The organism is Arthrobacter sp. TS-15, from assembly GCF_006964045.1.
GTDB lineage: Bacteria > Actinomycetota > Actinomycetes > Actinomycetales > Micrococcaceae > Arthrobacter.
This window is the reverse complement of sequence record NZ_SDXQ01000029.1, coordinates 1-22,271: the sequence shown is the minus strand read 5'-3', so window position 1 is coordinate 22,271 and position 22,271 is coordinate 1. Positions and strand designations below refer to the sequence as shown.

The following is a 22,271-nucleotide window of genomic DNA, read 5'->3' as shown; positions in this document are numbered from 1 at the left end:
CGTTGCGCATGTTGCCCGCAACCCGGAAACAGGCTCCACCCAGCACCATGAGAACAAAACCAAAATGATGCTGCGGCGGCCTTCATCCACTGCCACACAGAACAATTACCAAAAGTCTAGCACGGCTTGATCTAGCGCCTTAATCGGGTGTATGGAGGACGACGGCGGAAGCCGGGCGCCGCCGTCGTCCTCCCCTCCCCCGGGTTCCCGCCCGAAAGGCGGCGTTAACGGGCCAGGCCCCGCACTCGAAAGTGCGGGGCCTGACCTTTTGGCGTCAACTCACGCGTCAGCGGAAGTCGTTACCGAGATCGTAGTCATCCAGCGGGATGGCGTGGAACTCGGGAGCTCCGTCGCCGCCCAGGGCGTCATAGGAGAAGTCGGTGAAAGCGCTGGGGCCCGTGAACAGGCTTGCCTTTGCTTCTTCCGTCGGCTCCACGGTGACCTCTGTGTAGCGGGGCAGACCCGTACCAGCCGGGATGAGCTTACCGATGATGACGTTTTCCTTGAGGCCGAGCAGAGGATCGCTCTTGCCTTCCATGGCCGCCTGCGTCAGGACGCGGGTGGTTTCCTGGAAGGAAGCAGCCGACAGCCAGGACTCGGTAGCCAAGGAAGCCTTGGTGATACCCATGAGTTCCGGACGACCGGACGCCGGCGCCTTGCCCTCGGACACGACGCGGCGGTTCTCGTCCTCGAAGCGGGCGCGCTCTGCAAGCTCACCGGGGAGCAGGTCGGAGTCGCCGGATTCGATGACGGTCACGCGGCGCAGCATCTGGCGGACGATAACCTCGACGTGCTTGTCGTGGATACCAATACCCTGGCTGCGGTACACGCCCTGAACTTCGTCCACAAGGAACTTCTGTGCAGCACGCGGGCCCATGATGCGCAGAACCTGCTTCGGGTCCACAGGACCGTTGATCAGCTTCTGGCCGACGCTTACGTGATCGCCATCTTCGATGAGCAAACGTGAACGGCGGAGCACCGGGTAGGCAATCTCTTCGGAACCATCGTCCGGAGTGATGACCAGGCGCATCTGGCGCTCGGACTCTTCGATGGTGATGCGGCCGGCTGCTTCTGCAATCGGTGCCACACCCTTCGGAGTACGGGCTTCGAAGAGCTCCTGGATACGGGGCAGACCCTGGGTGATGTCGTCGCCGCCACCGGCGGAAACAGCACCACCGGTGTGGAACGTACGCATGGTCAGCTGTGTACCGGGCTCACCGATGGACTGTGCGGCAATGATGCCCACGGCCTCGCCGATGTCCACGGTCTTACCGGTAGCCAGCGAACGGCCGTAGCAGAGTGCACACGTGCCCACCTTGGACTCACACGTGAGTACGGAGCGGACCTTGACCTCGGTGATGCCTGCAGCCAGCAGCTGGTCGATAACGACGTCGCCGCAGTCGGTGCCGCCAGCAGCCAGGACGTTGCCCTGGGCATCGACGACGTCGACAGCCAGCGTACGTGCGTAGGCGCTGTTCTCGACGTTCTCGTCCAGGACGAGCTCACCGTTGGAATCCGGCACGGCGATCGGGGTGACCAGACCGCGTTCGGTACCACAGTCCTCTTCGCGGACGATGACATCCTGCGAGACGTCCACCAGACGACGGGTCAGGTAACCCGAGTTGGCAGTACGCAGAGCGGTATCGGCCAGACCCTTACGGGCACCGTGCGTGGCGATGAAGTATTCCAGAACCGACAGGCCCTCGCGGTAGGAGGACTTGATCGGGCGAGGAATGATCTCACCCTTCGGGTTGGCCACAAGACCACGGATACCCGCGATCTGGCGGACCTGCATCCAGTTACCACGTGCACCGGAGGACACCATGCGGTTGATGGTGTTCATCGGGGACAGGCTGTCACGCATCGCCTGGGCGATTTCGTTGGTTGCCTTGTTCCAGATTTCGATCAGTTCCTGGCGACGCTCGTCGTCGTCGATCAGGCCCTTGTCGTACTGGCCCTGGATCTTGGCGGCCATGTTCTCGTAACCGGCCAGGATGGCAGGCTTGGAAGTAGGCACCTCGATGTCAGAGATGGCAACCGTGACACCCGAACGGGTGGCCCAGTAGAAACCGGCATCCTTCAAGTTGTCCAGCGTTGCCGCGGTAACAACCTTCGGGTAGCGCTCGGCGAGGTCGTTGACGATACGGGACAGTTCGCCCTTATCCGCAACAGCCTCAACCCACGGGTAATCCTCAGGCAGCGTCTGGTTGAAGATGACCTGGCCCAGGGAGGTTTCAACGAGAGCCGGCTGACCGGGCTCCCAACCTTCCGGAGCTTCCCATCCTGCGTAAGGCACGAAGTCGTCCAAGCGGATCTTGACCTGGGAGTTCAGGTGCAGATCACGGGCATCGTAGGCCATGATGGCTTCCGAAACCGAGGAGAAGATGCGGCCTTCGCCGGCGGAGCCGACGCGCTTGGTGGTCAGGTGGTACAGGCCGATGATCATATCCTGCGAAGGAAGGGTCACCGGACGGCCATCAGAGGGCTTCAGGATGTTGTTCGAGGACAGCATCAGGATGCGTGCTTCGGCCTGGGCTTCCGGGCTCAGCGGCAGGTGGACTGCCATCTGGTCGCCGTCGAAGTCAGCGTTGAAGGCGCCACAAACCAACGGGTGAAGCTGGATTGCCTTGCCTTCCACAAGCTGGGGTTCGAAGGCCTGGATGCCGAGGCGGTGAAGGGTAGGTGCACGGTTGAGCAGCACCGGGTGTTCGGTGATGATCTCTTCCAGCACGTCCCAAACCTGCGGACGGTAACGCTCAACCATGCGCTTGGCCGACTTGATGTTCTGTGCGTGGTTGAGGTCAACCAAGCGCTTCATCACGAACGGCTTGAAGAGCTCCAAGGCCATCTGCTTGGGCAGACCACACTGGTGCAGCTTCAGCTGCGGGCCGACGACGATAACCGAACGACCCGAGTAGTCAACGCGCTTGCCGAGGAGGTTCTGGCGGAAACGACCCTGCTTGCCCTTGAGCATGTCGCTCAGGGACTTCAAGGGACGGTTACCCGGACCCGTAACGGGGCGGCCACGACGACCGTTGTCGAAGAGGCTGTCAACAGCTTCCTGAAGCATGCGCTTCTCGTTGTTGACGATGATCTCCGGAGCACCGAGGTCAAGCAGTCGCTTGAGGCGGTTGTTGCGGTTGATCACGCGACGGTAGAGGTCGTTGAGGTCGGAGGTCGCGAAGCGGCCACCGTCCAGCTGGACCATCGGGCGCAGTTCCGGCGGGATCACCGGGACGGCGTCGAGAACCATGCCGAGCGGGCTGTTGTTGGTGGTCAGGAACGCGTTGACAACCTTCAGGCGCTTCAGGGCACGCGTCTTGCGCTGGCCCTTGCCGTTCTGGATGGTGTCGCGCAGTGACTCGGCTTCAGCCTGCATGTCAAAGGTCTCGAGGCGCTTCTTGATCGCCTCGGCACCCATGGAGCCCTCGAAGTACAGTCCGTAACGGTCGCGCAGTTCGCGGTACAGGCCTTCGTCACCTTCAAGGTCAGCAACCTTGAGGTTCTTGAAGCGGTCCCAAACCTGCTCAAGGCGCTCGATGTCGGCGTCGGCACGCTTACGGACGTTCGCCATCTGGCGGTCAGCAGAGTCGCGGGCCTTCTTCTTGTCGGCAGCCTTGGCGCCTTCGCCTTCAAGACGGGCAAGCTCGTCTTCAAGGTCGCGGGCGATCGTGGCGATGTCGCTGTCGCGGTTGTCCACCATCTGCTTCTTCTCGAGGTCGTGCTCAACCTGGAGGTTCGGCAGTTCTGCGTGACGGCTCTCGGTGTCAACGCTGGTGATCATGTAGGCAGCGAAGTAGATGACCTTCTCAAGGTCCTTCGGTGCCAGGTCCAAAAGGTAACCCAAGCGCGAGGGGACGCCCTTGAAGTACCAGATGTGGGTTACAGGCGCGGCCAGCTCGATGTGGCCCATGCGCTCACGGCGCACCTTGGCACGGGTGACTTCAACGCCACAACGCTCGCAAATGATGCCCTTGAAGCGGACGCGCTTGTACTTACCGCAGTAGCATTCCCAGTCGCGGGACGGGCCAAAGATCTTCTCGCAGAAGAGGCCGTCCTTCTCAGGCTTGAGCGTGCGGTAGTTGATGGTTTCCGGCTTCTTGACCTCACCGTAAGACCATCCGCGGATGTCTTCCGCGGTGGCGAGGCCGATCTGCATGAGGCCGAAGGAGGATTCGCTGGACATATGGTCCCTGTTCTCTCTTGTTCTCTAAATTCTGAAGTCTTGGTTACGGGAAGAGGGAGTTGTTCCGACGGACAGTTGTTGAAGCTGTCCGCCGGAACAGCTGCTAAACCTCTTCTACGGAACTGGGCTCTGCACGAGACAGATCGATGCCCAGTTCTTCCGCAGCCGTGAAGACTGCGTCATCAGAGTCACGCATTTCGATCGTGGTTCCGTCCGTGGAAAGAACTTCCACGTTCAGGCACAACGACTGCATTTCCTTGATCAAGACCTTGAAGGACTCGGGAACGCCAGGCTCAGGGATGTTCTCGCCCTTGACGATGGCTTCGTAGACCTTCACACGACCATGGATGTCATCGGACTTGATCGTGAGGAGTTCCTGAAGGGTGTAAGCAGCGCCGTAAGCTTCGAGCGCCCACACTTCCATTTCACCGAAGCGCTGGCCACCGAACTGAGCCTTACCACCCAGCGGCTGCTGCGTGATCATGGAGTACGGGCCGGTGGAGCGCGCGTGGATCTTGTCGTCCACCAAGTGGTGGAGCTTCAGGATGTACATGTAACCGACGGAGATCGGGTCCGGGAACGGCTCGCCGGAGCGGCCGTCGAACAGACGGGTCTTGCCGGAGGAATCGATCAGGCGATCGCCATCGCGGGTCACGTTGGTGGAGTCAAGAAGGCCCGTGATTTCTTCTTCGCGGGCGCCATCGAACACCGGTGTGGCAACGGTGGTCTGGCCGGTTTCACGGGGCAGGTTGGGCAGGTTCTTGACCCACTCCGGCTCGCCTTCGATCTTCCAACCGGTCTTGGCAACCCAACCGAGGTGGGTTTCCAGGACCTGTCCAACGTTCATTCGACCCGGAACACCAAGGGGGTTCAGGACGATGTCCACCGGGGTACCGTCTGCAAGGAAGGGCATGTCCTCGATCGGGAGGATCTTGGAGATAACACCCTTGTTGCCGTGACGGCCGGCGAGCTTGTCGCCGTCGGTGATCTTACGCTTGGCTGCAACGTAGACGCGGACCAGCTGGTTCACGCCCGGGGGCAGTTCGTCGTCGTTGTCGCGGTCGAAGACGCGCACGCCGATGACCGTACCGGACTCGCCGTGGGGCACCTTCAGGGAGGTGTCTCGGACTTCGCGGGACTTCTCACCGAAGATTGCACGGAGGAGGCGCTCTTCCGGGGTCAGTTCGGTTTCACCCTTAGGGGTGACCTTTCCGACCAGGATGTCGCCGGCTTCAACCTCGGCACCGATGTGGATGATGCCGCGCTCGTCCAGTCCTGCAAGGACTTCCTCGGACACGTTGGGGATATCACGGGTGATTTCCTCGGCACCAAGCTTGGTGTCGCGGGCATCAATTTCGTGCTCCTCGATGTGGATGGAGGAAAGAACATCCTCAGCAACAATGCGCTGGGACAGGATGATGGCGTCCTCGAAGTTGTGGCCTTCCCATGACATGAATGCCACAAGCAGGTTCTTACCGAGGGCAAGCTCACCCTGGTCCGTTGCGGGACCGTCGGCGATGATGCCGCCAACTTCCAGGCGCTGGCCTTCGTTGACCAACACGCGGTGGTTGTAGCAGTTGCCCTGGTTGGAACGGGCGAACTTGTTGATGCGGTAGTTGGTCTCGGTACCGTCATCGTTGATCATCACAACGAGCTCGGCGGAAACCTCGGTAACCACACCTGCCTTCTTCGCGATGACAACGTCACCGGCGTCGACTGCTGCTGCGCGTTCCATGCCGGTGCCCACGAAAGGAGCCTCGGAACGGACCAGGGGCACGGCCTGACGCTGCATGTTGGCACCCATGAGTGCACGGTTGGCATCGTCATGCTCGAGGAACGGAATCAGGGCGGTTGCCACGGAAACCATCTGGCGCGGGGAAACGTCCATGAACTGAACGTCTGCAGCGGGAACCAGAACGGGCTCGCCTCCACCACCACGGGCACGGACAAGCACGGTCTCTTCCGCGAACTTCTTGTCAGCGTCCAGCGGAGCGTTGGCCTGTGCGATCAGGACCTCTGCTTCGTCGTCAGCCGTGAGGTACTGGACCTCATCGGAAACGACGCCTTCGGAAACCAGACGGTACGGCGTCTCAATGAAGCCGAACGGGTTGATGCGGCCGTAGGAAGCCAGCGAGCCGATCAGACCAATGTTCGGGCCTTCAGGGGTTTCGATGGGGCACATACGTCCGTAGTGGGACGGGTGAACGTCTCGAACTTCCATGCCTGCACGGTCACGGGACAGACCACCCGGGCCAAGTGCCGACAGGCGGCGCTTGTGGGTCAGACCCGAAAGCGGGTTGTTCTGGTCCATGAACTGCGACAGCTGGGAGGTTCCGAAGAACTCCTTGATGGCTGCCACAACGGGACGGATGTTGATCAGTGTCTGCGGCGTGATGGCCTCGACGTCCTGCGTGGTCATGCGTTCGCGAACGACGCGTTCCATGCGGGAGAGGCCGGTGCGGACCTGGTTCTCGATCAGTTCGCCCACGGCGCGGATGCGACGGTTGCCGAAGTGGTCGATGTCGTCGACGTCGACGCGAAGTTCGTGGTCTTCGCCGTCGCGCTTGCCCATGAGGGTCTTCTCGCCGGCGTGAAGCGCGACGAGGAACTTGATCATGGCGACGATGTCTTCAACGTGCAGGACCGAAGCTTCCTTGTCACCAAGGGAACGGTCGATGCCGAGCTTGCGGTTGATTTTGTAACGGCCAACCTTGGCAAGATCGTAGCGCTTGGCGTTGAAGTACAGGTTGTCCAGCAGGGACTGGGCAGCCTCAACTGTGGGCGGCTCGCCCGGACGCAGCTTGCGGTAGATGTCCAGAAGCGCATCTTCGCGGGTTTCGGTGGCGTCCTTCTCCAGCGTTGCACGCATGGAGTCGTACTGGCCGAACTCTTCCAGGATCTGGCCTTCGGTCCAGCCGAGGGCCTTCAGGAGAACCGTGACCGACTGCTTGCGCTTACGGTCGAGGCGTACGCCGACCTGGTCGCGCTTGTCGATTTCAAGTTCGAACCATGCACCACGGGACGGGATGATCTTCGCAGTGAAGATGTCCTTGTCACTGGTCTTGTCAGCCGTGCGCTCAAAGTAGGCGCCCGGTGAGCGGACCAACTGGGAGACAACAACACGCTCGGTGCCGTTTACGACGAACGTACCCTTCTCAGTCATGAGGGGGAAGTCGCCCATGAACACGGTCTGCTGCTTGATTTCGCCCGTGTTGTTGTTCATGAACTCGGCCTTGACATACAGCGGTGCCGAGTAAGTGGCGTCACGGTCTTTGCATTCGGCCATGGTGTACTTCGGGTCAGCGAACTCCGGCTCGGAGAAGCTCAAGGACATGGTGCCCTGGAAATCCTCGATGGGGGAGATCTCTTCGAAGATGTCGGCAAGTCCGGAGGTGGTGGCGACGCTGAGGTCGCCCTCCTCGACAGCCTTCGCTACCCGCGCCTGCCAGCGTTCGTTTCCGACCAGCCAGTCAAAGCTGTCTGTCTGCAGGGCGAGAAGATTCGGAACGTCAAGCGGTTCGTGAATCTTTGCGAATGAGAGGCGGCGGGTGGCACCATCGGTGCTTGCCGTGTTAGCGGTTTCGTTATTAGAGGTGCTCGAGGCGACCAAGAGGGATCCTTCCACAGACCTTCAGGCGTTTTCAGATCTCCCCCGTTTGCATCCTGCAGAGTGCTCCGCAGAATACTTGTTCCGGTTCCGCTATATGACCCGGACCCAGTCCGCTTATGACAGTGCACGTTTCGGAACGGCACGTCAATGACGCAGCTGAGAGGTAAAGCCCACCGCTATATGAAGGCTGAAGGTTAACAGGGAAGACGCAAATATCTACGATACGGCAAAGTAGCCTTTCTGTCTACCCCAGATCGTCCGTGATTGCAAGCACGGTTGCTGCGGGCACCAATGCCAGCGAAAATTCGCCGAACCGTGAAGGCCGAACTGTCAGAGGAGAGCAGGCAAGGAATGGGATGATCAACGCAGTTGTTGAAGAAGTGGGCTCGAGCGCACTCCGCGATAGCCTTGCTACACCACTCCCGGATCGGAAGAGAGACCATGACCAACTCCGCTGACGACAATGACGTTGTCATCCTTGCTGCTTCCCGCACCCCACAGGGTCGGCTCAACGGACAATTGGCGGGATTCACCGCCGTCGACCTTGGCGCTCATGCCATCACCGCCGCTTTGGCGGCCAGCGGGGTCAAAGCCGAACAGGTGGACGCCGTCATCATGGGCCAGGTGCTTCAGGCCGGCACGGGCCAAAATCCGGCCCGGCAAAGCGCCATCGCCGCCGGTGTTGGTTGGAACATCCCTGCCGTCACCATCAACAAGGTCTGCCTCTCCGGGCTCACCGCCGTCATTGATGCCGCGCGCATGATCCGCAGCGGCGATGCCACGGTGGTCGTCGCCGGAGGCCAGGAATCCATGACCCGGGCACCCCACCTCCTGCCTGGCTCGCGGCAGGGCTGGACCTATGGCGCCATTCAGGCCCTGGACGTTGCTGCCCATGACGGCCTCACGGACGCGTTCGACGGGCAGTCCATGGGTCTGTCCACAGAAACCAAGAACGTGACACTCGGCATTGACCGCAAATCCCAGGATGAAGTAGCGGCTGCTTCCCACCAGCGCGCCGCTGCCGCTATCGCGGACGGAATCTTCGACGTCGAAATCGCCCCGGTAAGCGTCAAGCAGCGCAAGGGAGATCCCGTGGTACTCACCACGGATGAAGGCGTTCGACCCAACACTTCCTTGGAAACCTTGGCGCCGCTCAAGGCCGCTTTCGCCACCGACGGCACCATCACAGCCGGCAACTCCTCTCCCCTGTCCGACGGCGCCTCCGCGTTGGTGCTGACCAGCCGCCGCTTCGCCACGGACAACGGGTTGGACTTCCTGGCCGTCGTGGGAAAGCCCGGCCAGGTAGCCGGCCCCGATAATTCGCTGCACTCCCAACCATCCAACGCTATTGCCCAAGCTCTGAAGCGGGCTGGCTGGACGGCGGAGGACCTGGATTTCATCGAAATCAACGAGGCCTTCGGCTCGGTGGCCGTCCAGTCCCTCAAAGACCTCCGCTACCCACTGGAGAAGTGCAACATCCACGGCGGCGCCATCGCCTTGGGCCACCCCATTGGAGCATCGGGAGCGCGGTTGGCACTGCACGCCGCGCACGAGCTCAAACGCAGGGGAACAGGGAAAGCGGCTGTCTCCCTCTGCGGAGGCGGAGGCCAGGGTGAAGCCCTCCTCTTGTACCGCGACTGATGGCTGAGGGAGTGGCTGCACCCGGGATGGCAGGTGCGGAACGTTTCCTGTCCGACGCCGCGGCGCGCGGACTGGACGTCGACGTCGTCGAGCGCCCGGCTGCCCGCAGCCTCGAAGAGGCCGCCGCAATCCTGGGCATAAGCCCCGCAGACATCGTGAAGTCGCTGGTGGTCAAGCACAAGGATGGCAGCTTCTTGTTCGCGCTGATACCCGGAGATCGGCAAATTTCCTGGCCCAAGCTGCGCGCCCTGCTGGGCGTCAACAAGCTCTCGCTCCCCCACGCCGACGTTGCCCTGGCCGCCACCGGCTATGAACGCGGCACCATCACCCCGTTGGGCAGCACCACCCCATGGCCGGTGTACGCCGACGCCACCATCACCGGGCGTCGGATCTCCATGGGTGCCGGCGCGCACGGCCGGAGTGCGTTTGTGGACGCGGACGCACTCACGGCAGCTCTGGGAGCGGTAGTAGCGGACATCAGCGAACCTAACTAAGTCGCAGTTAAGCGCGTTTAGAACCCTCAAAACGCGCACAACTGCGACCTAATTGGGTGCTGTGGAACGCAGGAAGCCCCGCCCGGCGAACCGGACGGGGCTTCCACAAAGCAAAACGAGTTACTTGAGGGTAACCGTTGCGCCAGCTTCTTCGAGCTGAGCCTTAGCCTTCTCGGCAGCTTCCTTGGTGGCGCCTTCGAGAACAGCCTTCGGTGCGCTGTCAACCAGGTCCTTGGCTTCCTTGAGGCCGAGGGAGGTGATGGCGCGAACTTCCTTGATCACTGCGATCTTCTTGTCGCCAGCAGCTTCGAGAACGACGTCGAATTCGGTCTTCTCTTCAGCAGCTTCAGCAGCACCGCCGGCAGCGGGGCCAGCAACTGCAACAGCAGCAGCCGTAACTTCGAAGGTCTCTTCGAAGAGCTTGACGAACTCGGAGAGCTCGATGATGGTCAGTTCCTTGAAAGCTTCAATGAGCTCTTCGTTGCTGAGCTTCGCCATGGTGGCGTCCTTCCATTAGTTGGTGCAGGCCCGGACAAATCCGTTCCGTGCACCGGAGTTTGATTGAGGGGAGAACTTAGTTCTCTTCGGTTGCAGCTTCGGCAGCTGCCGGTGCTTCTTCAGCAGCCGGAGCTTCCTCGGATGCAGCCTCTTCAGCCGGAGCTTCTTCAGCGGCCGGTGCAGAAGCGCCGCCCTCTTCTTCAAGCTTGAGGCGCAGAGCGTCGATGATGCGTGCAGCAGCGGATGCGGGAGCCTTGAGGACACCAGCAACACGTGCAAGCTGCAGCTCGCGGGACTCGAGGGCTGCCAGTGCGGCAACTCCTGCTGCGTCCAATGCCTTGCCTTCGAAGACGCCGGTCTTGATAACCAGCTGCTTGTTGGCCTTGGCAAAGTCCGTCAGGCTCTTGGCAGCAGCAACAGCGTCACCCTTGATGAAGGCGATTGCAGTAGGGCCGGCAAGCTGATCGTTGAATGCTTCAACTCCAGCTTCCTTGGCTGCAATGGCACTCAGGGTGTTCTTGACGACCGAGAACTTGGTGTCCTGGCCGAGCGCAACACGCAGTTCCTTGAGCTGTGCAACAGTGAGCCCGCGGTATTCGGTCAGGACAGCCGCGTTCGATTCCTTGAAATCGTTGGTGATCTCTGCAACTGCGGAGATCTTGCTAGGCGTTGTCATAACCCTCCTTCCGGGGAATAAAGCCGGTCTTCCGGGTCCCCGCTCACGAGAGCTAAAACTAAAAACGCCCCGCGCAGATGCACGGGGCTTGGCTCAACACGGTTTTGACCCGTGGAGACTTGCTTCGTTCACCTGCGCCGGCCGCCCTATGTTCAGGGTCCTTCGTCAAGGAATTCACTTTCATCTCACGGGCGCAACTACAGAATTGAGCTGTGCTCGTAAGAGTGGATTCCCATCAACCGACGGTCTTTGGTACTTCAAGGTTACGGGAGAGCGTTCGGCAAACCAAATCGGCCCTGCCTAGTCTGACAACGTTGCTCCCGACAGCCTGCCTGGCAGTTCCTTCTGCCACAGTCCCGTGATGCCCGCAGTGGTGAATCCCAGCTGCTTATTCACGGTCAGGAGGTACCTGTTCTCCGGCGCATTCCAAGTGTAGATAACGCGGGCATCCGGGAACTGCTCGCTCAGCCGTTCCATATTGGCAACCTTAATCAACAAGCCGAGCTTATTGCCACGGTGCTCCTGCAGCACCAAGGTGTCGTCTTGGAAAACCACATCCTGGCGGTGGGCAAGGACGCTGATGGTGGTCAGGCCCACCAAGCGTCCGGTCTCGATATGCTCGACGGCGGTCACCACCGTGCGTCGGCCCTGCGCCAAAGCGGCGTCCTCGGTTTCGCGCAGGACCGCTGCATCGAAAACCATCCCGCTCGCCTCAACTTCAGGTGCGTCTTCGTCCCCTTCGTCACGAACCACCTCACCGGCGGCGTTCTCCAGCGCGGCCACGGCTTCCAACCAGGGTTCGGGGCACCGGTCCGTCCAGTGGTGCACGGTGTACCGGCCACCGTTGGCTTCTTCGGCTTCAAGCTGCAGATCCCCCACAAGCTTGGAATCCAGGGGCAGCAGGCAGGAACTGAACTGCTCAATATGCTGAAGGGTGTACCCGGCCCGTTTGGCGAAGTCCACTTCCCTGCTGCTCACAGGGACAAATCCAGCGCCGCTGCCCGGGATCAGCTGGTCCTCAGGTATCTCGGTGAGAGACGTTGCCGGATGATTGGTATCCACCAAGGCCATGATGCGGCCCTCAGCCCGGGCGAGCTGCTCCGCGGCCTCCAGCAATTGACGTCCGACGCCCTGGCCCTGGAACTCGGGAAGGATGTCCAAGGTGAACTCTGCCAGATCAAGGTTGTCCGCCAACGGCAAGGCGATATCCACGGTTCCCACAATGACGCCATCTACTTTTGCCACCAGGATGACTTGGCGCTCATAGGGGTCGGACAACTCCAGCAGCTTTTCCATGGGCGTGTAGGCGAGGTCGTCGCTCCCCCAGGTTTCCATGCGTACCCGGCGCCCTACTTCTACGGCATCCAGGAAATCAGCGGCGTCGGGGCTGTCCAGGGTGTCGGGCACCCACAGTTGCTCGACGTGAACCGTCTTCGCCTCTTCTACAGTCATTCCAGCCGTTTCTGCCATTCGCCGTCATAGCCGGAAGGCTTGAACCCCAAGGCGATATTTATGGCCAGCATATGCCGGTTTTCATTGGCGTTCCACGTCATCACAGACGTGGCGGCCGGCCATAGCTCCTGAACACGGCGAAGGTTGGCGATCTTGACCAACATGCCAAGGCTATGTCCGCGGTGTCCAGGAGCAACCAAGGTATCCTCCTGGTAGACCATGCCCGGGGTAGCATCGCGGTGGGTGAGGGTGGTGTACGCCGCTAAGTCCCCTGTGGCGTCGTGGCGTGCAACTGAAACCGTGGAAGCGATACCGCCTGCCAGCCACGTGGATTCCTCGAGGCGGACGCGGTCGGCATCCCATTCCTCGCCCTCCCAACCCAGTCCTGCGATGGGCACCTCGGTGCTCATGAGGCTTTTCAGCTTGGCAAATACGTCTACGAGTTCATCAGGGCAACGGTCCTGCCATCCGATTAAGCTGTAGCCGGCTGCCCTCTGCGTTGCCTGCGCTTCAAGGTCCTGCAGCAGCCTTTCCCCTACCGGGAGGGCCAGAGTGCTGTTGGTTTCAACCTGCTCCAGGGAATACCCGTGGTGAACGGCAAAACGCGTTGAGACGGTGTCCAGCGGGACGCCACCCGTGCCGGACTTCGCCTCCAGCAACTCACCACCAGGGATTAGCAGCCCAAGAGGTTCCGCGCAAAACCCGTCAAAGGAGGTGCGGCCCCTCTCGCGGGCAACCCCTTCCAGCACCAGGAGGATTTCCGACCCGATGCCGCGTCGACGACAGCCGGCGTCCACCAGGACGTCCACACCCGCCGTCGTCGTGTTCTCGCTTAAGGGCAACGTCAGTGTGCCCCTGCCAACCACAGTTCCGTCGAGGCGAGCCAGGAATACGTGGCGCTCTTCGTATTCATTGCCCCGCCAGAAGAGGACTGCCTCGGCCAGGGTGGAGCACCGGTCGAGGTTGCCCCAAAGATCCATATGGTGGGCAACGTCCAGATCATGGAAGGCACGGAAGTCGGGCGCCCCGCTCGCGTCGGTGCTTGACGGGACCGGAATCCGTTCAACGGACAACCCGGCAAGGGCGTGAAAGTTCGACGACGACACGAACCACAGCCTACGGCGCACCACCGGCGGTGAACAGGTAGCAAGACAAGAAAAAGGACCGCCCGGCAATGCCGGACGGTCCTTTTATCAGAGCAAGTGCTCGCGAAGCTTACGCGTCGACGAGGACCTTGGTGACGTTCGGGTCAACGGTGATGCCCGGACCGAACGTGGTGGCAACGGTAGCCTTCTGGATGTAGCGGCCCTTGGAAGCGGACGGCTTCAGACGAAGCACCTCTTCCAGTGCAGCTGCGTAGTTCTCAGCCAGCTTGTTGACGTCGAAAGACACCTTGCCAATGATGAAGTGCAGGTTGGAGTGCTTGTCGACGCGGAAGTCGATCTTGCCACCCTTGATGTCGTTGACAGCCTTGGTGACATCCGGGGTAACCGTACCGGTCTTCGGGTTCGGCATCAGGTTACGCGGACCGAGGACCTTACCCAGGCGGCCAACCTTGCCCATGAGGTCAGGGGTAGCCACTGCGGCATCGAAGTCGGTCCAGCCGGCTGCGATCTTTTCGATCAGGTCGTCGGAACCAACGAAGTCGGCGCCGGCAGCGATTGCTGCTTCAGCCTTGTCGCCGGTCGCGAAAACGAGGACGCGAGCGGTCTTACCGGTGCCGTGGGGCAGGTTGACGGTGCCACGAACCATCTGGTCAGCCTTACGCGGGTCAACGCCCAGGCGGAAAGCGACCTCAACGGTTGCGTCGAACTTGGAAGGGTTGGTGTCCTTCGCGAGGGTGATGGCCTCGACCGGGGCGTAGACCTTGTCTGCCTCGATCTTGGCTACGGCTGCCTCATATGCTTTGCTGCGCTTTGCCATGCTGCTATTTCTCCTTGTGCAGTTGTGGTCTGCGGACCGCGCTGGGCCCTGCCACAAGCCGCGGATCCGGCAAGGATCCTGCGACATTTCAATGTTTCAGATGCCGGTTTCCCGGCGGGTGAAGGCCACAAGGGCCTTCGAAGGTTACTAGCCTTCTACGGTGATGCCCATGGAGCGGGCGGTGCCGGCGATGATCAGGGCGGCAGCCTTGATGTCGTTGGCGTTGAGGTCTTCCATCTTGGTGGAAGCAATTTCCTCAACCTGTGCCTGGGTCAGCTTGGCAACCTTGACGGTGTGCGGGGTAGCCGAACCCTTGGCAACGCCTGCAGCCTTCTTGATGAGCTCTGCAGCCGGCGGGGTCTTAGTGATGAAGGTGAAGGAACGGTCCTCGTAGACCGTGATTTCAACCGGGATAACGTTTCCGCGCTGGGATTCCGTTGCAGCGTTGTACGCCTTGCAGAATTCCATGATGTTGACACCGTGCTGGCCAAGCGCAGGACCGATCGGCGGAGCCGGGTTAGCGGCACCTGCCTGGATCTGCAGCTTGATGAGGCCGGTGACCTTCTTCTTGGGAGCCAATGTAGGGTCCTTCTCTCAATAGCTTCCTGGGACACAGGAGCGCGTCCCAGGTTGGTGGCCGCCATGGCGAGGCGGCCGGCCGCTCCCGAACTGCTAAGCAGGCAGGGCTGGAGCGAAATTTTGGATTCAGCTAGATCTTGGTGACCTGGTTGAACGCGAGCGTAACCGGGGTTTCGCGCTCGAAGATCGAGACCAGAACCACCAGGGTCTGGGACTCGGGCTTGATCTCGGAGATCGTAGCCGGGAGGGTCTCGAACGGACCTTCCTTGACGATGACCGACTCGCCGACCTCGAAGTCGACAGCCACGGGAGCCTGGTTCTGCTTGTTGACGGGCTTGCCCTGCTCTGCCTGCTCTTCTTCGAAGACGGGGGCGAGCATGGAGAAGACCTCATCGAGCCGCAGCGGGACAGGGTTGTGGGCGTTACCCACGAAGCCGGTGACACCCGGAGTGTGACGAACGGCGCCCCAGGAAGCGTCAGTCAGGTCCATACGAACCAGAACGTAGCCGGGAATGCGCACGCGGTTGATGACCTTGCGCTGCGCGTTCTTGATCTCGACAACCTCTTCCATGGGGACCTGGATCTCGAAGATGTAATCTTCCATGTCCAAGGTCTGGATGCGGGTCTCAAGGTTTGCCTTCACGCGGTTCTCGTAACCGGCGTAGGAGTGGATGACGTACCAGTCACCTTCCTGGCGGCGCAGCTTGGCCTTGAACTCTTCGGCCGGATCAGCCGGCGCTGCTGCAGCAGCAACTGCCAGGTCGTCGCCGTCGGACTCTTCCGAAGCGTCGTCTTCATCGGCAACATCACCGGACGCGTCGTCAGACTCGGCGTCTACGTCAGCTTCGAAATCCTCTACGGAATCGTCGGCGTCGGCAGATTCGGGCGCAGCAGAATCGACCTCGGACTCTTCCACGACAATTGCCGTGGCGTCGGCTGAGTCCTCGGCGGATTCGCCCAGCTCAGTCTCGTTTACCTCGAGCTCCTGCTCAGACACTTGGTCTCCTGCTTCCTCATTGCCTAACATGCCTATTTAAATGGCTCAATTCCGCAAACCCCGCAAAACCCTTGAATCACTAAGGAATTTCGCACAGTTTGCGGACAGATCCGTCTAGCGGTCCGTAGCGCCTGACCCACCGAAGACCCAGCTGACTCCCGTGCCGAAAGCCAGGTCCAGCAGGGTAACGATGAGCATCATGATGGCCACGAACACCAGCACCACGAGCGTGTAGTTGATCAGTTCCTTGCGGGTTGGAGCAACGACCTTCTTCAGTTCACCAATAACCTGGCGGACGAAGAGTGCAATTCGGGCGAAGAAGCCGCGGTCGGCTTTCTTGGCGGGACGGCCCTTCGAGCTGCTGGCAGCTGTTTCGGTCACCTGGTCCTCACTCACCTTGCAAAGTCGTTGACCCGACTCTGATCAGAGCCATGGTTGCTGCGCGTGCCCCGGCGTTTCCGCCGGAACAGCTTGCGCAGGGCAGACAGGACTCGAACCTGCAACCTGCGGTTTTGGAGACCGCTGCGCTACCAATTGCGCCACTACCCTATGGATCGAATCCATGTTTCAGGCCGCACTTCAGCCTGTGGTGCTTTTCAACACCGGTGAACCAGTCTACGCAAGAATTTCGCGATAGTCGAACCGGACTGATTCCGGACCTCCCAGCCCTAAAAGCCTGTGACCAGCATTATCAGTCACAAAGTTCTGCAGGCACCCGGGAGCTCCGCAGAACAGCATAAGGTAGTTTACGTCGAATCCCATCATCCAGCCCACGAGCTGCCTGCGAAGAACGGTACATAGATGTCTGCCGGAACAACTACCGCCCGCATTTCACAGCGAATCTCCGCCATTGCCGAGTCCGCCACCCTTGCCGTTGACGCCAAGGCCAAGGCACTGAAGGCCGCGGGACGTCCCGTGATCGGTTTCGGTGCCGGCGAACCCGATTTTCCTACCCCTGACTACATCGTTCAGGCCGCGATTGAGGCAGCCAGCCAGCCGAAGTACCACCGCTACTCCCCCGCGGGCGGTCTCCCCGAGCTGAAGAAGGCCATCGCAGAGAAAACCCTGCGGGACTCCGGCTACACGGTTGACCCGTCCCAGGTCCTGGTGACCAATGGCGGCAAGCAGGCCGTTTACAACACGTTCGCAACCTTGGTTGATCCGGGCGACGAAGTCATCATCCCTACCCCCTTCTGGACCACGTACCCGGAGGCCATCCGCCTTGCTGGCGGCGTGCCGGTTGAGGTCTTCGCCGGTCCCGAACAGGGCTACCTGGTAACTGTCGAGCAGCTTGAGGCTGCGGTGACGGACAAGACCAAGATCCTGTTGTTCGTTTCCCCCTCCAACCCCACCGGCGCCGTGTACAGCCCGGAACAGGTTGCCGAGATCGGCAAGTGGGCAGCGTCCAAGGGCCTTTGGGTTGTTACCGACGAAATCTACGAGCACCTGACCTACGACGGCGTGGAATTCACCTCCATCGCCACTGCCGCGCCGGAACTGGGCGACAAAGTGGTCATCCTCAACGGTGTGGCCAAGACCTACGCCATGACCGGTTGGCGCGTGGGATGGATGATCGGCCCTGCCGATGTCATCAAGGCGGCCACCAACCTTCAGTCGCACGCGACGTCCAACGTCTCCAACATCATGCAGATTGCCGCTGCCGCTGCGCTCACGGGCCCGCTGACCGCCGTCGACGAGATGAAGGTGGCCTTCGACCGCCGCCGCAAGGCGATCGTGGCCGGCCTGAACGCGATCGAAGGCGTTGAATGCCCGACGCCGACCGGCGCCTTCTACGTCTACGCGGACGTCCGCGGCCTGCTGGGTAAGGAATTCGAGACCTCCAACGGTCCCGTCCGTCCGGAGACTTCCGCTGAACTCGCGACGCTCATCCTCGACGAGGTTGAGGTTGCCGTGGTTCCGGGCGAGGCATTCGGTCCCTCCGGCTACGTACGGTTGTCCTACGCACTCGGCGATGAGGATCTGGCAGAAGGTGTCCGTCGCATCCAGGAGTTCCTGGGCAAGGCCAAGTAGGAATCAGCCAACGAAAACGCTCTTCCGCCGTGACAGGTGGAAGAGCGTTTTCGTTTAAGGCGCGGGATGTGAGAGAGCGTCCGGTTTAGGCCCGAGAGATGTGATAGAGCGTCAGAGGAGACGGCGCTCTGCAGCCCACTTGGTGAGTTCGTGGCGGCTGGAAAGCTGGAGTTTGCGCAGCACGGCCGAGACGTGGGTTTCCACCGTTTTGATGGAGATGAACAGCTCCTTGGCCACCTCCTTGTAGCTGTACCCGCGGGCGATGAGCCGCATGACTTCCAGTTCACGGGCAGAGAGCTTGTCCAGTTCATCGTCAGCGATGTCCGCCGGCGCAGTCCCGAAGGCATCGAGCACGAAGCCTGCAAGCCTTGGCGAGAACACGGCATCGCCATCGGCCACACGGATGACGGCGTCCGAAATTTCCTTCCCGGAAATAGTTTTTGTGACGTACCCCCGGGCTCCTGCCCTGATGACCGACACCACGTCCTCAGCGGCGTCAGACACGCTCAGGGCCAGGAAGCTGGTGGTGGCGAGCAACGACATGGACCCCGCAATGACTTCACGTCCGCCACCACCCAGACCGCCGGGAAGGTGCACATCCAACAGCACTACTTCGGGGCGGATCTCGGCTATGACAGCGATGGCCTGTTCCACGGTTCCGGCTTCGCCCACAACGTCGATGCGTTCGTCGAGGTCGGCCTTCAATCCGGAGCGGAATATGGTGTGATCGTCCACGATGACCACGCGTACCCTGCGTCCAACGCCGTTTTCAGAGCTGTTGTTCATTGCTTGGCTTCTCCATTCCGCTGTTCACCGTTTCGCGCATCAGCATTCCGTTGCTCGCCGGTGTCCGGATTTGCTGACGGGAGGGACAAACGAACTTCCGTTCCATCACTGCTGCTGTTGATGACCGCTGTACCGCCGTGCCGCTTCATCCGGCCAATGATCGATTCCTTGACGCCCAGCCTGTCGTCCGGAACAGCGTCGAGGTCAAAGCCCGGGCCGCGGTCCTTGATGAAAATCTCGGTACTGCCGGTATTGCTCTCCAAGTACACGGATACTGTTCCGCCGCCGTGCCTTGCGGCATTGAGCATGGCTTCCCTTGCGGCCTGGACCAGGGCTTCATGCCGGTCCGTCATCTCGGTATCTCCCACTGTCACCACCTCAACCGCGTGGCCGTGGGAGTCTTCCACTTCCGCGGCCACGGACTTGATCCGGTCAGCGAGGAGGCCAGACTCCTTGGCGGGGTCGCTGAACAGCCAGGACCGGAGCTCGCGTTCCTGGGCCCTTGCAAGCCGCACCACGTCCTGCTCGGAACCTGCACGCCGCTGGATGAGCGCCAAGGTTTGAAGTACGGAGTCGTGCAGGTGGGCAGCGATCTCTGCGCGCTCGGTTTCGCGGACGCGGCCGGCGCGTTCGGCCTCGAGGTCCTTCCAGAACTTCAGGCCCCACGGCAGCAGTACCAAGGCAACTCCGCCGAGGACAGCGACGGAAGCCAGTAGTGCCAGCCAAGTCTGCTCCCAGGATCCAGACCCGGAAACCATCACCAGGACGCCGGCCACCACCAAGGCCAACCCCGCTGCCAGGCGGGTCCATCCACCTGCTTGATCGGCCTTCGTCTTGTCCACCAACCCGGCTCGCCGGGTCTCATCCAGTTGCATCCAGGCGATGGCAGCACCACCCAGGATGGCGGCTGCCGGAATGAGCGTGCCCAAAGGGACATCAACGCCCAACTGGCGTGCAATCAAGATCGCGGCCACCAGGAGCAGTGCCGCTCCGAGCAGGATTTCCTTGCCGTAGTGGATCTTGCGGAACGAGAACCACGTCGCCAGCGTGCTTTCGTTGCTGCCACCTGCAGTGCCCGAACGGGGCGGGCCCGCAAGCTGACCGGATGGAGCGTCCGCGCCGATCAATGAATCAGTAGCCGGCAAAGGACCGCTGCCGGGCAAAGACACACCGGGCAAAGGGGTGCCGGGCATGGTCCCTGCAGTAGGGCTATAAGCCGTACCAGGAACAGGAGGGCCGGCCTGGACGGAACCGGATACCGGTGGTGCGCCGACCCCCGCCGGCGACGCGCCGGCGTCGTACGTTTTTGGTGCCACGGAAGGGGCGGGGGCGGAGACGGACGGAGGCGCCAGGCTCACCGCAGGAGCAATGGGCGATGCCGGACGGCGGGCGTTGCGCTTGGCGTTTTCATCCGCGGTGGGAACCATGGTCCACAACCATGCGTAGAAGGCCACGCCTGCTCCGCCGGCGAAACAGGCAAGGATCATGCCAAGCCGGACCAAATTGACGGGCCAGCCCAAATGGTCGGCGAGTCCGCTGCAGACGCCCGCGATCATGCGGTCGCTGCTGCGGACCAGCGTGGGGCGTTGTACAGCGGTTGTCATATACCAATCCAAACACGGATCAGAGTGCCCCGGACGGGAAACCGGCGTTGTTCGGGGGTCCCTCAGGGATCATTCAGGGTATCCCCCAGTAGAGGGCGGGGTGGTCTGGGCGGCAGGATCGAAGTATGAACGCGAACAGCATGAACCCAGAGGAACCCGGAACGCCAAGCACGGCCAGCGGATCCGGCTCCAGCGCCCACACCGGCGCTTCCACCGGCGCCACCGGTGCCACGTCCGGGACGCCTTCGGGAACACCTGGAGAGGCCGGGACTTCCGCGGGAACCGGTCCCACCGGGGGCAACTACCCGCCCACCGGCACCGCTCCGGCAACCTCCCAGCAGAACTTCTTCGACTGGATCCGCAACCAAGGCATCCGCCGGGGACCGGACCGTTGGATTGGCGGCGTCGCAAGCGGTGTGGCCCACCGGTTCGGCATCGACCCCCTGATCGTGCGGGGCATCTTCATTGTCCTGGCACTCTTCGCAGGCGTCGGCGTGCTGCTTTACGGCATTGCCTGGGCGCTCCTGCCCGAGCCTGACGGCCGGATCCACGTACAGGAAGCCGCCGCGGGCCGTTGGTCAGGGGGTATGACCGGCGCATTGATCACCACCATCATCGGCCTGCCGAGCCTTGGCCGCGGATTCTGGGGCTGGGGCTGGGATGGTATGCCCGGCCTGTTCTGGACCCTCTTCTGGCTGGGCGGAGTCTTCTACCTCATCTACTTCCTGGTCCAACGCAACAAAACCTCAAAAGGAGCACCGACCGTGGGTCAACAAAATTACTCCTCAACGCCCTATGCCGCGGCTCCCGGCGGCACGGGTTACGGTACGCCCACGCAGTTCGCGTCCAGCACAACCACCGGCTCCACAACCACCGGAACCAATACCGGCGTACCCGTATACGGCGCGCCCGGCAGGTCAGGTGCCACACCGTCCGGGCCCTCCGGGTCCGTGCCCTCGCCGTCCGGGCCTTCCGGCCCTCGCCCTCCTTACGGACCAACTCCCCCGCAACAATGGCAGCCTAAACCCGCCGCTCCTAAGCACAAGGGTCCAGGAGCTGCAATCGTCTCAGTCTCAGCCGGTGCAGCCCTCCTTGCCGGCGGCACGCTGAAAGCGCTCGACGCCGGAAATGTCATTGAACTGGGTAACTCGGGTAACGCCGTGGTGTGGGCTACCGGCGCAGCCGTACTTGGCTTGGGCATCCTCATTGCAGGACTTCGCGGACGGACCTCGGGCTTCCTTGGCTTCCTCGCCGTGGCGGCCCTGATCACTGGCGGAATCTTCAACGTGATCCCCAGAGACGGCGACCGCTTCACCTTCCACGACGTGAACTGGGCACCCACCAGCATTGAACAAGCACGGCTCGGCATTGACGTCACGGGGGCGCAGGGGCGGGTGGACTTGAGCGAGATCGCCCTAACGCCTCCGCTGATCTCCGAGGTACTCATTCCGGTTGACGCCACCGCCAGCAATGTCACGGTCATCATCCCCGACGATGTTCCTGTTGAGGTCAGGGCCGATATGACGTTCGGCAACCTCAACGAACGTGGCACAGACCGCGGTGGGCGCCTCCAGGACGAGAGGACGCTCTACAACACTGAAAAGCCGGGAGCCAACCTCGTGGTGGAAATTGACGGCACGTTCAGCAACGTGACCATCCAGGAAGGAAACTGACATGAACACCAACGAGCCAGGCAAAGCACGCGACGCGCAGCCGACTGAGCCTGCGCAGCCAACAGAACCGCTGCCCAGGGAGCAACGTTCGGCGGAAACCCGCCCCACGGAAGCCCTCCCC

At 61.5% G+C, this 22,271-nt stretch carries 16 protein-coding genes and 1 tRNA gene; 4 read left to right on the top strand and 13 right to left on the bottom strand.

The features are described 5' to 3' along the window. Positions 1 to 286: 286 nt before the first annotated feature. Together EU811_RS10310 and rpoB are read right to left on the bottom strand one after the other, a co-directional pair. Positions 287 to 4,186 (bottom strand): DNA-directed RNA polymerase subunit beta', encoded by a 3,900-nt coding sequence (locus EU811_RS10310; RefSeq protein WP_142938367.1) that lies wholly within the window; start codon positions 4,184 to 4,186, stop codon positions 287 to 289. Between the two features lie 103 nt (positions 4,187 to 4,289). Then, entirely contained in the window at positions 4,290 to 7,796 is a 3,507-nt protein-coding gene (gene rpoB / locus EU811_RS10305; RefSeq protein WP_142938366.1) for a DNA-directed RNA polymerase subunit beta, read from the bottom strand. A gap of 441 nt (positions 7,797 to 8,237) precedes the next feature. Between rpoB and EU811_RS10300 the strand changes: the two genes are divergently transcribed. Continuing rightward, positions 8,238 to 9,437, top strand: a complete 1,200-nt coding sequence (locus EU811_RS10300; RefSeq protein WP_142938365.1) for an acetyl-CoA C-acetyltransferase — start codon at positions 8,238 to 8,240, stop codon at positions 9,435 to 9,437. Further along, on the top strand, positions 9,437 to 9,931 hold the full coding sequence (locus EU811_RS10295) for an aminoacyl-tRNA deacylase (RefSeq protein ID WP_142938364.1): 495 nt from the start codon (positions 9,437 to 9,439) through the stop codon (positions 9,929 to 9,931). The genes EU811_RS10300 and EU811_RS10295 overlap by 1 nt, the downstream gene beginning before the upstream one ends. A gap of 120 nt (positions 9,932 to 10,051) precedes the next feature. Here the strand turns inward: EU811_RS10295 and rplL are convergent, their stop codons facing one another. The 9 genes from rplL to EU811_RS10250 all read right to left on the bottom strand — a co-directional run bounded on the left by rplL (position 10,052) and on the right by EU811_RS10250 (position 16,605). After that, positions 10,052 to 10,429: a 50S ribosomal protein L7/L12 gene (gene rplL / locus EU811_RS10290; RefSeq protein ID WP_011775604.1), complete on the bottom strand. Its 378-nt coding sequence runs from the start codon at positions 10,427 to 10,429 to the stop codon at positions 10,052 to 10,054. Between the two features lie 76 nt (positions 10,430 to 10,505). Beyond that, complete coding sequence (gene rplJ, locus EU811_RS10285; RefSeq protein ID WP_142938363.1) at positions 10,506 to 11,105, bottom strand: 50S ribosomal protein L10; 600 nt, start codon at positions 11,103 to 11,105, stop codon at positions 10,506 to 10,508. A 300-nt stretch (positions 11,106 to 11,405) separates the two neighbouring features. Next, positions 11,406 to 12,575, bottom strand: a complete 1,170-nt coding sequence (locus EU811_RS10280) for a GNAT family N-acetyltransferase (RefSeq protein WP_142938362.1) — start codon at positions 12,573 to 12,575, stop codon at positions 11,406 to 11,408. After that, positions 12,554 to 13,663, bottom strand: a complete 1,110-nt coding sequence (locus EU811_RS10275) for a GNAT family N-acetyltransferase (RefSeq protein WP_142938361.1) — start codon at positions 13,661 to 13,663, stop codon at positions 12,554 to 12,556. Before EU811_RS10275 ends, EU811_RS10280 begins: the two co-directional genes overlap by 22 nt. A 109-nt stretch (positions 13,664 to 13,772) precedes the next feature. Next, a complete protein-coding gene (gene rplA / locus EU811_RS10270) occupies positions 13,773 to 14,480 on the bottom strand; it encodes a 50S ribosomal protein L1 (protein ID WP_142938360.1) in 708 nt (235 codons plus the stop codon). Between the two features lie 147 nt (positions 14,481 to 14,627). Continuing rightward, complete coding sequence (rplK, locus tag EU811_RS10265; RefSeq protein WP_011775609.1) at positions 14,628 to 15,059, bottom strand: 50S ribosomal protein L11; 432 nt, start codon at positions 15,057 to 15,059, stop codon at positions 14,628 to 14,630. A gap of 130 nt (positions 15,060 to 15,189) precedes the next feature. Beyond that, entirely contained in the window at positions 15,190 to 16,056 is an 867-nt protein-coding gene (gene nusG / locus EU811_RS10260) for a transcription termination/antitermination protein NusG (protein WP_142938359.1), read from the bottom strand. A gap of 114 nt (positions 16,057 to 16,170) precedes the next feature. Next, entirely contained in the window at positions 16,171 to 16,452 is a 282-nt protein-coding gene (gene secE, locus EU811_RS10255; protein ID WP_024817604.1) for a preprotein translocase subunit SecE, read from the bottom strand. Positions 16,453 to 16,532: 80 nt separating this feature from the next. Further along, positions 16,533 to 16,605: transfer RNA gene (locus tag EU811_RS10250), tRNA-Trp, on the bottom strand. A 252-nt stretch (positions 16,606 to 16,857) separates the two neighbouring features. Here EU811_RS10250 and EU811_RS10245 point away from each other — a divergent pair. After that, complete coding sequence (locus tag EU811_RS10245; protein ID WP_142938358.1) at positions 16,858 to 18,087, top strand: pyridoxal phosphate-dependent aminotransferase; 1,230 nt, start codon at positions 16,858 to 16,860, stop codon at positions 18,085 to 18,087. Between the two features lie 111 nt (positions 18,088 to 18,198). Here the strand turns inward: EU811_RS10245 and EU811_RS10240 are convergent, their stop codons facing one another. Together EU811_RS10240 and EU811_RS10235 are read right to left on the bottom strand one after the other, a co-directional pair. Beyond that, on the bottom strand, positions 18,199 to 18,873 hold the full coding sequence (locus EU811_RS10240; RefSeq protein ID WP_142938357.1) for a LuxR C-terminal-related transcriptional regulator: 675 nt from the start codon (positions 18,871 to 18,873) through the stop codon (positions 18,199 to 18,201). Continuing rightward, positions 18,870 to 20,477, bottom strand: coding sequence for an ATP-binding protein (locus EU811_RS10235; RefSeq protein WP_142938356.1), 1,608 nt, complete (start codon positions 20,475 to 20,477; stop codon positions 18,870 to 18,872). The genes EU811_RS10240 and EU811_RS10235 overlap by 4 nt, the downstream gene beginning before the upstream one ends. A 125-nt stretch (positions 20,478 to 20,602) precedes the next feature. Here EU811_RS10235 and EU811_RS10230 point away from each other — a divergent pair, with 125 nt between their 5' ends. Further along, positions 20,603 to 22,150: a PspC domain-containing protein gene (locus EU811_RS10230; protein ID WP_187697119.1), complete on the top strand. Its 1,548-nt coding sequence runs from the start codon at positions 20,603 to 20,605 to the stop codon at positions 22,148 to 22,150. The last annotated feature ends 121 nt before the right edge of the window (positions 22,151 to 22,271 follow it).

Coding starts and splice junctions, on each gene's coding strand:
- EU811_RS10240 (WP_142938357.1), bottom strand. CDS start 18,873: ATGAACAACAGCTCTGAAAACGGCGTTGGACGCAGGGTACGCGTGGTC.
- EU811_RS10310 (WP_142938367.1), bottom strand. CDS start 4,186: ATGTCCAGCGAATCCTCCTTCGGCCTCATGCAGATCGGCCTCGCCACC.
- rplA (WP_142938360.1), bottom strand. CDS start 14,480: ATGGCAAAGCGCAGCAAAGCATATGAGGCAGCCGTAGCCAAGATCGAG.
- EU811_RS10280 (WP_142938362.1), bottom strand. CDS start 12,575: ATGGCAGAAACGGCTGGAATGACTGTAGAAGAGGCGAAGACGGTTCAC.
- EU811_RS10300 (WP_142938365.1), top strand. CDS start 8,238: ATGACCAACTCCGCTGACGACAATGACGTTGTCATCCTTGCTGCTTCC.
- rplJ (WP_142938363.1), bottom strand. CDS start 11,105: ATGACAACGCCTAGCAAGATCTCCGCAGTTGCAGAGATCACCAACGAT.
- EU811_RS10230 (WP_187697119.1), top strand. CDS start 20,603: ATGAACGCGAACAGCATGAACCCAGAGGAACCCGGAACGCCAAGCACG.
- EU811_RS10245 (WP_142938358.1), top strand. CDS start 16,858: ATGTCTGCCGGAACAACTACCGCCCGCATTTCACAGCGAATCTCCGCC.
- EU811_RS10295 (WP_142938364.1), top strand. CDS start 9,437: ATGGCTGAGGGAGTGGCTGCACCCGGGATGGCAGGTGCGGAACGTTTC.
- EU811_RS10235 (WP_142938356.1), bottom strand. CDS start 20,477: ATGACAACCGCTGTACAACGCCCCACGCTGGTCCGCAGCAGCGACCGC.
- rplL (WP_011775604.1), bottom strand. CDS start 10,429: ATGGCGAAGCTCAGCAACGAAGAGCTCATTGAAGCTTTCAAGGAACTG.